The sequence below is a fragment of the Nocardioides sp. Kera G14 genome, assembly GCF_020715565.1.
Lineage (GTDB): Bacteria > Actinomycetota > Actinomycetes > Propionibacteriales > Nocardioidaceae > Nocardioides.
On sequence record NZ_CP085839.1, the window covers coordinates 690,093 to 704,614 of the forward strand.

The 14,522-nt window shown below is 70.0% G+C and carries 12 protein-coding genes; 10 read left to right on the top strand and 2 right to left on the bottom strand.

Features of this window, described 5'->3' with window-relative positions; genetic code table 11:
• Window positions 1-20 precede the first annotated feature (20 nt).
• On the top strand, window positions 21-872 hold the full coding sequence (locus LH076_RS03470) for a bifunctional methylenetetrahydrofolate dehydrogenase/methenyltetrahydrofolate cyclohydrolase (RefSeq protein ID WP_227782611.1): 852 nt from the start codon (window positions 21-23) through the stop codon (window positions 870-872).
• Window positions 872-1,210: a DUF3017 domain-containing protein gene (locus tag LH076_RS03475; protein WP_227783567.1), complete on the top strand. Its 339-nt coding sequence runs from the start codon at window positions 872-874 to the stop codon at window positions 1,208-1,210. Before LH076_RS03470 ends, LH076_RS03475 begins: the two co-directional genes overlap by 1 nt.
• Window positions 1,211-1,222: 12 nt before the next feature.
• Here the strand turns inward: LH076_RS03475 and LH076_RS03480 are convergent, their stop codons facing one another.
• Entirely contained in the window at window positions 1,223-2,224 is a 1,002-nt protein-coding gene (locus LH076_RS03480; RefSeq protein WP_227782612.1) for an aquaporin, read from the bottom strand.
• Window positions 2,225-2,281: 57 nt separating this feature from the next.
• Here LH076_RS03480 and LH076_RS03485 point away from each other — a divergent pair, with 57 nt between their 5' ends.
• The 3 genes from LH076_RS03485 to cax all read left to right on the top strand — a co-directional run bounded on the left by LH076_RS03485 (window position 2,282) and on the right by cax (window position 9,164).
• A complete protein-coding gene (locus LH076_RS03485; RefSeq protein WP_227782613.1) occupies window positions 2,282-4,480 on the top strand; it encodes an NADP-dependent isocitrate dehydrogenase in 2,199 nt (732 codons plus the stop codon).
• Between the two features lie 57 nt (window positions 4,481-4,537).
• The gene (locus LH076_RS03490; RefSeq protein WP_227783568.1) at window positions 4,538-8,005 is read left to right on the top strand and encodes an ATP-binding cassette domain-containing protein; all 3,468 of its coding nucleotides are present in this window, start codon (window positions 4,538-4,540) and stop codon (window positions 8,003-8,005) included.
• Between the two features lie 61 nt (window positions 8,006-8,066).
• Window positions 8,067-9,164, top strand: a complete 1,098-nt coding sequence (gene cax / locus LH076_RS03495; protein ID WP_227782614.1) for a calcium/proton exchanger — start codon at window positions 8,067-8,069, stop codon at window positions 9,162-9,164.
• A 13-nt stretch (window positions 9,165-9,177) separates the two neighbouring features.
• On the opposite strand, the gene LH076_RS03500 is transcribed toward cax, so the two are convergent.
• The gene (locus tag LH076_RS03500) at window positions 9,178-10,527 is read right to left on the bottom strand and encodes an NtaA/DmoA family FMN-dependent monooxygenase (RefSeq protein ID WP_227782615.1); all 1,350 of its coding nucleotides are present in this window, start codon (window positions 10,525-10,527) and stop codon (window positions 9,178-9,180) included.
• A gap of 72 nt (window positions 10,528-10,599) precedes the next feature.
• Between LH076_RS03500 and LH076_RS03505 the strand changes: the two genes are divergently transcribed.
• Genes LH076_RS03505 through LH076_RS03525 form a run of 5 tightly spaced genes read left to right on the top strand, consistent with a single transcriptional unit; the run spans window position 10,600 to window position 14,516 of the window.
• On the top strand, window positions 10,600-11,799 hold the full coding sequence (locus tag LH076_RS03505; protein ID WP_227782616.1) for an MFS transporter: 1,200 nt from the start codon (window positions 10,600-10,602) through the stop codon (window positions 11,797-11,799).
• 15 nt (window positions 11,800-11,814) lie between these two features.
• The gene (gene trpS / locus LH076_RS03510; protein WP_227782617.1) at window positions 11,815-12,861 is read left to right on the top strand and encodes a tryptophan--tRNA ligase; all 1,047 of its coding nucleotides are present in this window, start codon (window positions 11,815-11,817) and stop codon (window positions 12,859-12,861) included.
• A 15-nt stretch (window positions 12,862-12,876) separates the two neighbouring features.
• Window positions 12,877-13,410 carry a 2'-5' RNA ligase family protein gene (locus LH076_RS03515; RefSeq protein WP_227782618.1) on the top strand — a complete coding sequence of 178 codons (534 nt, stop codon included), beginning with the start codon at window positions 12,877-12,879 and terminating at the stop codon, window positions 13,408-13,410.
• Between the two features lie 3 nt (window positions 13,411-13,413).
• The gene (locus LH076_RS03520; RefSeq protein WP_227782619.1) at window positions 13,414-14,289 is read left to right on the top strand and encodes a YihY/virulence factor BrkB family protein; all 876 of its coding nucleotides are present in this window, start codon (window positions 13,414-13,416) and stop codon (window positions 14,287-14,289) included.
• Window positions 14,286-14,516, top strand: coding sequence for an SCO4848 family membrane protein (locus tag LH076_RS03525; RefSeq protein WP_227782620.1), 231 nt, complete (start codon window positions 14,286-14,288; stop codon window positions 14,514-14,516). The genes LH076_RS03520 and LH076_RS03525 overlap by 4 nt, the downstream gene beginning before the upstream one ends.
• Window positions 14,517-14,522: the final 6 nt, after the last annotated feature.

The window sequence follows — 14,522 nt, forward strand, 5'->3', positions numbered from 1 at the left end:
CCACTGAGGACGCATCCGCGATGACTGCACAGAAACTCGATGGCACCGCCACTGCGAAGGCGATCAAGGCCGAGCTGACCGAGCGCGTGGTCGCCCTCAAGGCACAGGGCATCACCCCGGGCCTCGGCACGATCCTCGTCGGCGACGACCCGGGCTCACAGTGGTACGTCAACGGCAAGCACAGGGACTGCGCCGAGGTCGGCATCGAGTCCATCCGGATCGACCTGCCCGCCACGGCGACGCAGGACGAGATCGAGGCCGCCGTCCGCCAGCTCAACGAGGACCCGGCCTGCACCGGCTACATCGTGCAGCTACCGCTGCCCAAGGGCATCGACGAGAACCGCGTGCTCGGCCTGATCGATCCCCTCAAGGATGCTGACGGCCTGCACCCGACCAACCTCGGCTGGCTGGTGCTCGGCGAGGAGGCGCCACTGCCGTGCACGCCGTACGGCATCGTCGAATTGCTGCGCCGCCACGGCGTGGAGATCAACGGCGCCGAGGTCGTCGTGGTCGGCCGCGGTGTCACCGTGGGACGCCCGCTCGGCCTCCTCCTCACGCGCCGCAGTGAGAACGCCACCGTCACGCTCTGCCACACCGGCACCCGTGACCTGGCCGCACACACGAAGCAGGCCGACATCATCGTAGCCGCGGCCGGCGTGCCGCACATGATCACGGCCGACATGATCAAGCCGGGCGCCGCGCTGCTCGACGTCGGTGTCAGCCGCGTCGACGGCAAGGTCACCGGCGATCTGGACCCGTCCGTCTGGGACGTCGCCGGCTGGGTCTCGCCGAACCCGGGCGGTGTCGGCCCGATGACCCGCGCCATGCTGCTGCAGAACGTCGTGCTGGCGGCGGAGAAGTCGCGGTCGTGATGCTCGAGGACGAGCGCGGTGCCGAGCCCCAGGCACCTCAGACAGAGGTGCCCGTCGAGGAGGAGCGCCGCTACCCCTCGACGATCGGTGGTGCGTTCTACCTCGCCATCCTCGGGCTTGCGATCGCCGGCATCGTGGTCGCCGCCTTCGGGCACTGGGAGATGGGCGTGCAGATGCTCGCCGCCGGTCTCGTCGCAGCCGCCGTGCTGCGCCTCGTCCTGCCCTCGAGGGACGCCGGAATGCTCGCAGTCCGGCACCGATTCGTCGATGCCGGACTGCTCGCTGCCGTGGGAGTGGCGCTGTGGCTCCTGGTCCGCAGCATCCCCTCCGTGGACTGATTCAGGACTGGTTCAGGACTGGGTCGGGGGCTCCTCCTGGACGGGCTTCCACTGCTGGGCGGCGTAGTCCCACTCCCAGCCGTCCTGGACGATCCGCTGCGGCCACTGCGCTCCTGCGTTGTACGTCGTCTCGCTGGTCGACTCGCGCTCCTGGCTCCATCCGGTCGGAGCCGCGCCGGACGCAGCGGCCGAACCTGCCGGCCGAGCGGGCCGACGGGCGGCGAGGGACCTGAGCGCCCCGATCCCGGAGCCGGGGACGGCCTCGGAGTCGCGACCGAAGAGCAGGGGATAGGTCACGCCGGCGAGCACGGCGCCGAGCAGCGGCGCCAGGATGAAGAGCCAGAGCTGCGCGATCGCGTCCACACCCGCGAAGAGCGCCGGGCCGATCGACCGCGCCGGGTTGACCGAGGTGCCGGTGAGCGGGATCGCGACGAAGTGGATCGCGGCGAGGGTGAGACCGATGGCGACCGGCGCCAGGGTCGGCACACCCGTGCGCTCGTCGGTCACGCCGAGGATGATCCAGAGGAAGAGCGCGGTGAGGATGAGCTCGATCAGGAAGGCGCCCCACCAGGCGAGGTGCACGCCCGAGTGGTCACCGAAGCCGTTCTGCCCCATGTGGCCGGTGGCGTCGAAGCCGGGCACCGCATGCAGGATCACGAAGAGCACGAGCGCGGCCACGATCGCGCCACTGAGCTGCGCGCCGAAGTAGACCGGTGTCTCCCGCCAGGACAGCCGGCCTGACGTCGCGGCGCCGACCGTGACGGCCGGGTTGAAGTGGCCGCCGGAGATTCGCGCGAAGGCCGTGGCGCTGATCAGGACGGCAATACCGAAGGTGAGGCCGGTGGCCACCACATCGGCGTTCGTCGCGACGGCCGCACCGCAGCCGAGCAGGACGAGGAAGAAGGTGCCGAGTGCCTCGGCCGCGTAGATCCGCCAGAACTCGTGGTCGACCTGCGTCGGCGGAGCCTCCGGCTCAAGGTCGACGGCCCCGATAGTCGCGTCAAACTCGCTCATGGCTCGGAGCCTAGCCCCGTCGACTGAAAGAATGCTGGAACCGGTAATCTCGCGGGCATGAGTGGCACTCCCCGGATCATCTACACCCACACCGACGAGGCGCCGCTGCTGGCGACGTACTCCTTCCTGCCGATCGTCGAGGCGTACGCCGCCAAGGCGGGGGTCCAGATCGAGACCCGCGACATCTCCGTCGCCGCCCGTATCCTCGCCCAGTTCGGCCTCGCGGACGACGCGCTGACCGAGCTCGGCGAGCTGGCGAAGACGCCCGAGGCCAACATCGTCAAGCTCCCCAACATCTCCGCCTCCATCCCGCAGCTCAAGGCCGCGATCAAGGAGCTGCAGACCCAGGGCTTCGACGTCCCCGACTACCCCGACGCGCCCTCCACCCCCGAGGAGGAGGAGATCCGCGCCAAGTTCGACAAGGTCAAGGGCTCCGCGGTCAACCCGGTCCTGCGTGAGGGCAACTCCGACCGCCGCGCGCCTCTGTCGGTGAAGGCCTACGCCAAGAAGCACCCGCACCGGAACAAGCCGTTCGCCGACGGCTCGAAGACCAACGTCGCCACCATGGGCGCTCACGACTTCAAGTCCAACGAGAAGTCCACGACGGTCGCCGCCGACGACACGCTCTCCATCGTCCTCGAGACCAGCAACGGTGACACCAAGACGCTGCTCGACGGCCTCAAGGTCCTTGCCGGCGAGGTCATCGACTCCACGAAGATGAGCGCCGCCAACCTCGACGCCTTCCTGGCCGACGCGCTGGCCAAGGCGAAGGCCGAGGACGTGCTCTTCTCCGTCCACCTCAAGGCCACCATGATGAAGGTCTCGGACCCGATCATCTTCGGCCACGTCGTGAAGGCCTACTTCAAGGACGTCTTCGCCCAGTACGGTGACGACCTGGCCACGGCGGGCCTCTCGGCCAATGACGGCCTCGGGGCGATCCTCGCCGGCCTCTCCGCACTCCCGAACGGCGACGAGATCAGGGCGGCCTTCGACCAGGCGCTGGCCGACGGCCCGCGACTGTCCTACGTCAACTCCGATAAGGGCATCACCAACCTGCACGTGCCGTCCGACGTCATCGTCGACGCCTCGATGCCGGCCCTGATCCGCAACGGCGGCAAGCTCTGGGGCGCCGACGGCGGCGAGGCCGACACCCTCGCGGTCATCCCGGACTCGAGCTACGCCGGCGTCTATCAGACCGTCATCGAGGATGTGAAGGAGCACGGCCCGCTCGACCCGGCCACCATCGGCACCGTCCCCAACGTCGGCCTGATGGCGCAGGCGGCCGAGGAGTACGGCTCGCACAACAAGACCTTCGAGATCCCCGCCGACGGCACCGTCCGGATCCTCAACGCCGCCGGCGAGACGGTCCTCGAGCACGACGTCGAGGCCGGTGACATCTGGCGTGCCTGCCAGACCAAGGACATCCCGATCCGCGACTGGGTGAAGCTCGCCGTCACCCGCGCCCGCGCCTCCGAGACGCCGGCCATCTTCTGGCTCGACGAGTCCCGCGCCCACGACGCCGAGCTGATCAAGAAGGTCACCACCTATCTGACCGAGCACGACACCGAGGGTCTCGAGATCAAGATCCTCACGCCCGAGCTGGCGACGGCGTACAGCCTCGAGCGGATGCGCAAGGGCCTGGACACGATCTCCGTCACCGGAAACGTGCTGCGTGACTACAACACCGACCTCTTCCCGATCCTCGAGGTGGGCACGTCGGCCAAGATGCTCTCGATCGTCCCGCTGATCGCGGGCGGTGGCCTCTTCGAGACCGGTGCCGGCGGCTCGGCACCGAAGCACGTCCAGCAGCTGGTCGAGGAGAACTACCTCCGCTGGGACAGCCTCGGTGAGTTCTTCGCCCTCGTCCCCTCCTTCGAGCAGTACGCCGACCAGGCCGGTGCTCCGGCCGCGAAGGTGCTCGCCGACGCGCTCGACAAGGCGACCGGCACGTTCCTCGACGAGGACCGCAGCCCCGGCCGCAAGCTCGGCACCATCGACAACCGTGGCTCGCACTTCTACCTCGCCCTCTACTGGGCCGAGGAGCTCGCTGCTCAGACGGAGGACGCGGCGCTCGCCGAGGCCTTCGGCCCGTTGGCGAAGACCCTCCGGGAGAAGGAGCAGACGATCGTCGAGGAGCTCAACGCGGTCCAGGGCAAGCCTGCCGACATCGGTGGCTACTACTACCCGGACGCCGAGAAGACGTCGGCCGTCATGCGCCCGAGCACCACGCTGAACGAGGCCCTCGCCTCCTTCTGAGCCCTGCTCCAAAAGGATTCGCCCCGATCAGCGGAGGCCCCCTAACGTGAAACCGTGATGGGAGCCTCCGCTGATTCGTTCCGTCAGCTGACGTGGCACCGCCTCAAGCGCCCAGCTGCCGCGGTGGCCCTGGCCGCCGCGATGATCGCCTCGGTCGGCGCAGCGCTCGGCTCCGTCGTCGTCGGCCGCATCGCCGACCACCCCCGGGACGCGCTGGTCTGGCTCCTCGTCCTCTGCGTGATCGGTGCGGCGCTGGTCGACACCCTCGGCCGGGTCATCTGGGCCGGCGTGATCGACCGCGCCGAGGGAACGCTCCGCCAGGACCTGATCTCCGCCGCGCTGTCGCAGCCGCTCGACGCGCTCAACGAGCAGGCCGTCGGCGAGATCCTCGACCGGGTCGACGACGACACCCACGAGATCGGCAGCCTGCTGCGACTGCAGATGTGGTTCGTCTTCCGGACGACCTTCGGCCTCGTCCCGATGTGGATCGTCGCCGGCGTCACGTGGTGGCCGGCGGCCCTCATCTTCCCGGCGCTCTTCGCCCTCGTGTGGTGGGCGATCCGGCCCTATCTCGGCCGCATCTCGCGGCTCAAGGTGCTGGAGGAGATGACGTGGACCGACCACGCCGCCGCGATGGAGGAGGGCATCGCCGGTCGCGACGACCTGCGCACCTCCGCCGGTGCCGGCTTCGTCGTCCGGCGCGTCGCGCAGCTCTCGGCGATCACGCACGAGGCGTTCCGCAAGGTCGTCGTGCAGGAGGGTGCGCTGGCGCGCACCGCCGGCCTGATCCTCTACGGCGCCCTCTCCGCCATCGTCGTCGCCGGCGCATGGCTCACGAGCAACGGGCACATGGGCGTCGATCGGCTCGTGACGCTCTTCCTCGTGACGGCCACCTTCGTCGGCCAGATCAACGAGGTCTCCCACCGCCTGCCCGACATCCAGGCGGGTATCGGCGCGATCGTCCGGATCCGCCAGATGCTCAGCGTCGAGCCTGAGCAGGCCGGGGGAGAGCCCGTGCCGGACGGCCCACTCTCGCTGGAGTTCCGCGGGCTGGAGTTCCGCTATCCCGAGGGCACCTTCGGCCTGCACGACGTGTCGCTGTCAGTGCCGGCCGGACAGACGATCGCGCTCGTCGGCCGCACCGGCTCGGGCAAGTCGACCCTCGCCTCGATGATCGCCCGCGCGATCGAGCCGCCCGCCGGCTCGGTGCTGCTCGGCGGCGTCGACGTCACCACGCTCGACCTCCACCAGTTGCGCTCCGCGGTCGGCACCGTCACCCAGCGCACCGAGATCCTCGCCGGCACGCTGGCGGAGAACATCGCACTCTTCGCCGACCTGCCGCGCGTCGAGATCGAGCGTGCCGTCGACGAGCTCGGCCTCGGCCTCTGGGTCGCCGGGCTGCCCGACGGACTCGAGACCGTCCTCGGGCCCGGTGGCACCAAGCTCTCGGCCGGGGAGGAGCAGCTCGTGGCCTTCGCGCGCCTGCTCGTCCGGGACGTGCAGGTCGTCGTACTCGACGAGGCCACCGCACGGATGGACCCCGTGACCGAGGCGCGGGTCGTCGCCGCCGCCGAGCGGCTGCTCGCCCGACGTACCGGTGTCCTCGTCGCCCACCGGCTCAGCACCGTCGAGCGCGCGGATCTCGTGGCCGTGCTCGACCACGGCCGCGTCCTGCAGTCGGGCAAGCGCTCCGAGCTCGCCGCGGCCGCCGGTCCGTTCCGTGACCTGCTCACCGCCAGCTCCCACAGCCTCGATCCGGTCGCCGCCGACGACGAGGTCGAGGCGACGCCGGTGGGTGGCCGTCGGCGTACGACGTCCCCACCTGCCCGACCTGCCGTCGGTCCCGGGCCGGGACTCGGGCGGAGCATCGCGCACGCCATCGCCGTCCGACCGCGGTGGGGTGCCTTCTCGGTGCTGTTGTTCCTCGTCGGCTCGCTCTGTGCCGCCCAGGGTGCCCTCTCCGGCTGGCTCTGGGGCCGCGTCGTGGAGCTGCTCAAGGAGGGCGGCAACCCGACCGCGTGGGTCGCGGTCCTCACCGTGCTCTTCTTCGTCACGCCGCTCGTCTTCGCACATGCGATCGAGCTCTTCCCGCGCTGGTGGGTCGAGGTGCTGCTGCGGATACGGATGTCGGTGCTCCTCGGCCAGACCCGGATGCGCCGTCTCGAGCGGACGCCGCCCGGCGAGGTCGTCGCCCGCACCATGGACGGCGACCGCTTCGTCCGGTACGCCGACCGCTGGGTCGACTTCATCAACGCCTGGCTCATCGTCGGCATCACCATGATCGCCGGCGGCACGCCCTTCGCCGGGCTGGTGCTGCTCGCGGTGATGGCTGCCGCGGCGCTGGCGAGCTCCATCGGTCGTCCGATCGCCGGCCGTTCGGCGACCAGGTCGTCCGCGGCCCGCGCCCGCTTCGGCCGGGTGCTGGTCTCCTCGCTCGAGGCGGTCCGCACGATCAAGCTGTCGGCCCGCACCCCGCAGATCCGCGAGCACCTGCGCCGCGTCGACGGTGGCCGGGTCGAGGCGGCGATCTTCGAGCACCGGATCTCGTCGCTGCTCGACGGCGTGCCGATGATCATGGTCCAGGTCGGCGTCGTGATGGCGTGGACCGCGTGGAACGCCGGCTGGTGGCCGCTCGCCACCGCGCTGCTGGTCGCCAACGCCGTCAACGGCTTCGACTGGTTCGGCCGGGTCGCGGGCGCGGTCGTCACCGAGGCGCCGGGGACCCGGTCCTGGCTCACGGTCGTGGAGGGCTACTCCGGCGGCGTCGACATCATGACTCTCCCGCCCGGCATCGACCTCCTCCACGGCGAGGCGCCCGGACCCGAGAAGGTCGAGGGTGTCCCGCTGCAACGGCTCACCGTCGCCGGCCTCGACGCCGTCCATGACGACGGCACCGTCGGCATCTCCGGCGTGGACCTGTCGGTCGACGCCGGAGAGCTCGTGCTCCTGCTCGGCCAGGTCGGCTCCGGCAAGTCGTCGCTCCTCGGCGCGCTGGCCGGGCTCCTCGACCACACCGGCTCCATCCGGTGGAACGGGGCGGAGGTCGAGGACCCGGAGGTGTTCCTGCGCCCGGGACAGGTCGCCCACGTCGCCCAGGTGCCGCGGGTGCTGTCGGGCACCTTCCACGACAACGTCACCGTCGGGCACGACCGCGACGTGACCGACCCGGTCGAGGTCTCCCGCCTGGACCAGGACGTCGCGGACGCCGGCGGCATGGAGGCACTCGTGGGACATCGCGGGGTGCGGCTCAGCGGTGGCCAGGTCCAGCGCCTCGCGCTCGCCCGCGCGCTGGCCACGGACGCCGAACTGCTGCTGGCCGATGACGTCTCCTCCGCCCTCGACGCCCGCACCGAGCTCGAGCTCTGGGACGCGCTGCGCTCGCGCGGGGCCACGGTGATCGGCGCGACGTCGAAGCGTGCCGCGCTGGCCAAGGCGGACCGGGTCGTCGTACTCGTGGACGGGGAGGTCGCCGCCACCGGCCCGTGGGCGGACCTCTCCGACAGCTGGGGACACCTCGCCGGCTGACCCCGCCGACCTCCGGGTTCCGGCCCGCCGACCTCCGGGTTGGCGCCGCTAGGGTCGGAGCATGACGACCGCCGCACCTGAGCAGCACTCCGGCCCGACGTTCATCCGCTCTGACCTGATCCTCCTCGGCGTGGGAGGGCTGGCCGTGCTGCTCGCCGGCCTGTCGCACTACCTCGACTGGGGCGACGCGGTGTCCTTCCTCCTCTCGGCGGTCGCCGTGACGGTGCTCGCCTCGCTCGTGGGCCGCAGCGTCGACCAGCTCGGTGACCGGTTCGGTCCCGGCGCCACGGGCGTGCTGCAGAGCGCCCTGGGCAACCTGCCCGAGCTCTTCATCAGCCTCTTCGCCCTCAAGGCCGGACTCGTCGACGTCGTCCAAGCCGCGTTGATCGGCTCGATCCTCGCCAACCTGCTCCTCGTGATGGGCATCGCGTTCGTTGCCGGAGGCGTGCGGCACGGCAGTCAGGTGATCGACTCCGCTCGCGCCCGGTCGATCTCCGTGATGCTGCTGGTCAGCGTGGTCGCGATGGTCTTCCCGAGCATCACCAAGCTCGTGCACACGCCGGCGGCCGGCCATGAGACGGCACTGTCGACGATCGCCTCGGCCGTGCTGATCGTGCTCTTCATCCTCACCCTGCCCGCCTCCCTCAAGCGTCAGGGCGAGGCCCAGGAGAAGCCCGCACACGAGGCCGAGGCGCCGCGCTGGCCGGTCTCCGTCGCCGTCGGGATGCTCGCCCTCGCCGGTCTGCTCTCGGCCTTCGTCTCGGACTGGTTCGTCGACGCGCTCCAGCCCGCGATGGACTCGTGGGGCATCTCCGACGCCTTCGCCGGTCTCGTGATCGTGGCGATCGCGGGCAACGCGATCGAGAACGTCGTCGGCGTCCAGCTGGCGCTCAAGAACCAGTCCGACTACGCCTTCCAGCTCATCATCAACTCGCCGCTGCAGATCGCGCTCGTGCTGGCGCCGGTGCTGGTGATCCTCTCCAACATCCTCGGCTTCACCGCCCTGACGCTGGTCTTCTCACCGATGCTCGTGCTGGCCGTCTTCCTCGCCGTCCTCATCGCCGTCGTGATCACCGTCGACGGCGAGTCCAACTGGATGGAGGGAGCCGCGCTGATCGGCGTCTACATCGTCGTGGCCGCGTCCTTCTGGTGGGGATAGCGCCCGGCGCTCCCTAGCCCGCCGTACGCCGACGGTGATCGCCGTTCGCCGGGGAGCCGACGCCGAGCTGGCCCCGGAGCGTGCCACTCCGAGGCGTTCCCGGCAGGTGTCCACGAGCCCGGAGCTCCGGCACGACCATCTCGGCGAAGTCGACCACGTCGGTCAGGGCGAAGACAGGCTCGAGCAGGAAGCCGTCGAGTCCTGTGGCCTCCATCAGCTCCTCGAGCTGGTCGACCACCGACGACGGCGATCCGGTGACCTGGAAGCCGCGCGTGCCCTTCCCCCGGAGGTCCTCGATGATCTGGCGCACCGTCGGCGCGTCGGGTCCGAGGAAGCGCTCGATGTTGGAGGTGCCCATCTGCCCGACGACGCCCGTGCCGACGACCTGCTCCAAGGTGCCGTCCGGGTCCAGTGCGAGCAGGTCGATGCCGGTGTTTCCTGCGTAGAGCGCGTTCACGACGTCGTCGTTCTGCATCGCGTCGAACTCCGCACGGCGGGCCTTGGCCTCCTCCGTCGTCTCCGCGACGGTGATGGTCACTCCGCACATGGTGATCGGGGCGGGTCGACCGTGGGCGGCCGCGCGGTCCCGGATGTCGGCGACGTTGCCCGCCGTGTGCGCCGGCGTGGTGCCCTGCACGAAGACCGCCTCGGCCCACTGTGCCGCGAGCTCGCGCCCGGCCGGTGACGTGCCGGCCTGGAAGAGCACGGGGGAGCGCTGGGGTGAGGGGTCGACGGTGAAGTAGCCCGACGAGCGGAAGTGCTCGCCCTCGAACTCCAGGCGGTGCAGGCCTTCCCGCCGGGCGAACACGCCGGTCTCGCGGTCCATCAGGAGCGCGTCGTCGTCCCACACCGTCTCCATCAGCTGCGTGGTGAGGTCGACGTACTCCGAGGCGGCGGCGTACCGATCGTCATGGCGAGCCATGGTGTCGTGACCGAAGAGCTCGGCGACGACGTTCTGCGACGCGCCGGTGACCACGTTCCACCCGATCCGGCCGTCGGTGAGGTGATCGAGGCTCCCGAAGCGCCGGGCCGTCTGCACTGGGTGGTCCAGGCCCGTCGACGCCGTCACCACGAATCCGAGCCGCTCGGTCTCGCGGGCCAGCGTCGGGATGAGCAGCATCGGCTCGAGGCCGGAGAAGTTGATCCCGTCGCGCCACGCCGCGGGCGCGAGGTCACCCCCGAGCGTCGGATAGCCGTAGCCGTCGGCGAAGAAGAGGAAGTCGAAGCCTGCCCGGTCGAGCAGCTGGGCGTACTCGATCCAGTAGTCGAGCTCGTGATAGCGGACCGACGTCGCCCGCGGATGTGGCCAGCTCAGCGTCCCGCCGACCTGAGCACCGGCCACTTCGAAGACACCCAGACGCATGGCGGGGACGCTAGCGAGGCCGTGTGTCGCAAGGGTTTCGGGAATAGCGCCGTCGTGCGACAGGGTTGGTCCGTGGTGAGGACACTGAATCCCGTCTGGGCGATCGTTGCGTTGGCGGTAGGCGGTTTCGCCATCGGGACCACGGAGTTCACCACGATGGGCGTCCTCCCCGAGGTCGCCGACGGTGTCGACGTCTCGGTCCCGACCGCAGGGCACTTCATCTCGGCGTACGCCCTCGGTGTCGTGGTGGGCGTGCCGATCCTCTCCTTCTTCGCGGCCGGCCTGCCGCGCAAGGCGCTGCTGCTCGCCTTCATGGGCGTGTACGCCGTCTTCAACGTGATGAGCGCCGCGGTCTCGTCCTACGGCCTGCTCATGCTGGCCCGCTTCCTGGACGGCCTCCCGCACGGCGCCTACTTCGGTGTCGCCTCGCTGGTGGCGTCGCAGCTCGTCAGCGAGAGCAGTCGCGGGCGCGCCGTCGCCGGCGTGATGATGGGCCTCTCGATCGCCAACGTCATCGGCGTCCCCGCGGCGACCTGGTTCGGCCAGAACGCCGGCTGGCGCGCGGCCTACCTCGCCTGTGGCGTGCTCGCGCTGGCGACGGTCGCGCTGATCGCCGTGGTCGTGCCGCACCAGCCGGCAGACCAGTCGGCCACGGGCCGCAACGAGGCCCGCAGCTTCTTCAGCTCCGCGCAGGTGTGGCTCACGATGGCGGCCGGTGCGGTCGGCTTCGGCGGCCTCTTCTGCGTCTACTCCTACATCGCCAAGATCGTCACGAACGTCGGCGGGCTGGAGAAGGGCGCCGTGCCGTTCTTCACGCTGGCCTTCGGTCTCGGCATGGTGGTCGGCACCTGGGTCGCCGGCGAGCTCTCGCACTGGTCGGTCTTCAAGTCGCTCATCCTCGGTGGCGTCGGCGCCGGCCTCGCGCTGGTCGCCTTCTGGCTCGCTGCGCCGCACGGCTGGTGGCTGTGGCCGTGCACCATGCTCGTCACCGCGCTGGGCTCGGTCCTCGTGGTCAACCTGCAGCTGCGGCTGATGGACGTCGCAGGCAACGCGGTCACGCTGGGCGCGGCGATGAACCACTCCGCACTCAACATCGCCAACGCGCTCGGCGCCTACCTGGGTGGCGTCGTGATCGACGCCGGACACGGCTACCGGTCCACGGCCCTCGTCGGCGCGATCCTGTCGGTCTTCGGCATCGCGATCCTGCTGTGGAGCGGACTGCTGCACCGGCGAACCGCCCTGAAACCCACTTTTCTCGGCGAGCGCGTGTGATGGAACACTGGGGGCATGCCAGAGTCTGCCTCCACACCGGCCGCTCGGCCCCGGGTCCTGTCCGGGATCCAGCCGACCGCCGACAGCTACCACCTCGGTAACTATCTCGGTGCGGTGCGCAACTGGGCCGACCTGCAGTCCGACCCGGCCGACTACGAGCCGTTCTTCTTCATCGCCGACCAGCACGCGATCACGGTCGAGCAGGATCCGAAGGTGCTGCGTCGACGTACCCTCGTCGCGGCCGCGCAGCTGATCGCCGCGGGCGTCGACCCCGAGCGGTCATCGATCTTCATCCAGTCCCATGTGCCCGAGCACGTGCAGCTGAGCTGGGTGCTGGAGTGCCTCACCGGCTTCGGCGAGGCGCGCCGCATGACGCAGTTCAAGGACAAGTCGGCGAAGCAGGGCGAGGGGTCCGCCTCCGTCGGCCTCTTCACCTACCCCGTGCTGATGGCTGCCGACATCCTGCTCTACCGCCCGGCGTACGTCCCGGTCGGCGAGGACCAGCGCCAGCACCTCGAGCTGACCCGCGACCTCGCCCAGCGCTTCAACTCGCGGTACAAGAAGACGTTCCGGATCCCGGAGCCGTACATCCTCAAGGAGACGGCGAAGATCTACGACCTGCAGGACCCGACGTCGAAGATGTCCAAGTCGGCGTCCTCGCCGAACGGCCTGATCGACATGCTCGACGACCCCAAGGTCTCGGCCAAGAAGATCCGCTCGGCGGTCACGGACTCCGAGGCCGAGGTGCGCTTCGACGAGGCCGAGAAGCCCGGTGTCTCCAACCTGCTCCGGATCTTCTCCGCCCTGTCCGGGGTCACGATCGAGAAGCTCGAGGCCGACTACGTCGGCAAGGGGTACGGCGACTTCAAGTCGGATCTCGCCGAGGTGGTCGTCGACTTCGTGACGCCCTTCCGGACGCGGACGTTCGAGCTGCTCGAGGACCAGACCGAGCTCACCTCGGTGCTTGCGCGTGGTGCCGAGAAGGCGCGTGCGGTGGCGTCGCGGACGATCGCCGACGTCTATGACCGGGTCGGCTTCGTGCCGCCGTTCCCGGCCGCCTGACCGACGGGCGCCCGGATGCAGACCATCGGCGTCGTCATCGTGGTCCCGGAGCCATGGGGGAGTGACCTCCAGGCCTTCCGGGAGCGGATCGGCGACCCGATGGCCGACCTCATTCCGCCCCACATCACACTGCTCCCGCCGGTCGGCATCTCCACGCAGCTGATCAGCGGCGTGGTCGACCACCTCGCCACAGCCGCCGGCATGGTGGCGCCCTTCGAGGTCGCACTCAAGGGCACCGACTCCTTCCGCCCGGTCTCGCCGGTGGTCTTCGTCGCGCTGGAGGAGGGCGCCGACGACTGCGCGACCCTCGAAGGGCTCGTCCGCAACGGGCCGCTGGGGATCGACTCCTCGTGGCCCTACCACCCCCACGTCACCGTCGCCCACGAGCTCCCCGACCAGGTCCTCGACCTCGCCTGCACCGAGTTGGCCGGCCTGGAGGCGAGCTTCGTCGTCGACGAGTTCACCCTCTACATCCTCGACCCCGACGGCCGCTGGCACCCGACGCACACGTTCCCGCTGGGGAGCCAGACCGACCGCGGCGAGGACTAGCCAGTGCCCCCGGCGATCGTGGTGCGGGCCCAGAAGGCCTTCGAGCAGGCCCGCTCGCGGTCGTCGGTCCTCGACCTGCTGGTCCGGATCCAGTCCCACTACGGCCGCGTCGGAGCCTCACAGCAGGCCGGCGCGGTCACGTACTTCGCGTTCCTGTCCTTCTTTCCCGTGCTGGCACTGGCGGCCTTCGCCGTCGGCGTCGTCGACAACGTCTGGCCCGACGCCTCGGACGGCCTCACCCGCGCGATCGACCAGATCATGCCGGGGCTGGTCGGCTCCGGCGAGGGGCAGGTCTCACTCGACGACGTCCAGCGCTTCAGCGGTTGGGCCGGCATCGTCGGCCTCCTCGGCGTGCTGTACGCCGGCCTCGGCTGGATCGACGCCCTGCGGACGGGCCTCCTCGCGGTCTTCGAGGTCCCGCGCGAGGAGCAGCCCAGCTTCCTGGTCGCCAAGCGCGACGACCTGGTCGCGCTGGTCGGCATCGGCCTCGCGCTCTTCGTTAGCGTCGTCGGTGCGCAGACGCTGACCTCCTTCTCCACCGATGTCGTCGACTGGCTGGGCTTCGGCTGGCCGTGGCTGCTCTGGCTGCTCACCCATGTGCTGTCGTGGGCCGTCAGCGTGCTGCTCTTCGTCGTCCTCTTCGCGCTCGTCGCCAAGCCCCACATCCCACGTCGCTCGCTCGTCGAGGCCGCCGCGATCGGGGCCTTCGGCTTCGAGCTGATGAAGATGGTCTCCTTCGCCCTGCTCGGCTCGGCCAAGGGCTCTCCGGCCTTCCAGGCCTTCGGCGTCGCCCTCGTGCTGCTCGTGTGGATCAACTACTTCACGCGCGTAGTCTTCTACGCGGCGACGTACGCCGGTGAGGTGAGGAGACCGCAGTGAAGTTCGAGAAGAAGCACGCCTGGCTGCTGATCGGCGTCGGCATCTGGAACTTCTGGGTCTGGGGCACCTTCATCAAGAACCTCTCCGCCGCCCACTCCCGCGGCGAGGAGCACCCTGACGGCTACTGGATCGCGCATTCGATCCTGATCGTCGTCGACCTGGTCATCGGCGCGGTCCTGCTCGCCCTCGGCGTCAAGGCGCTTCGGGCGAGCAGGAAGGTCGGCTGACGCGCG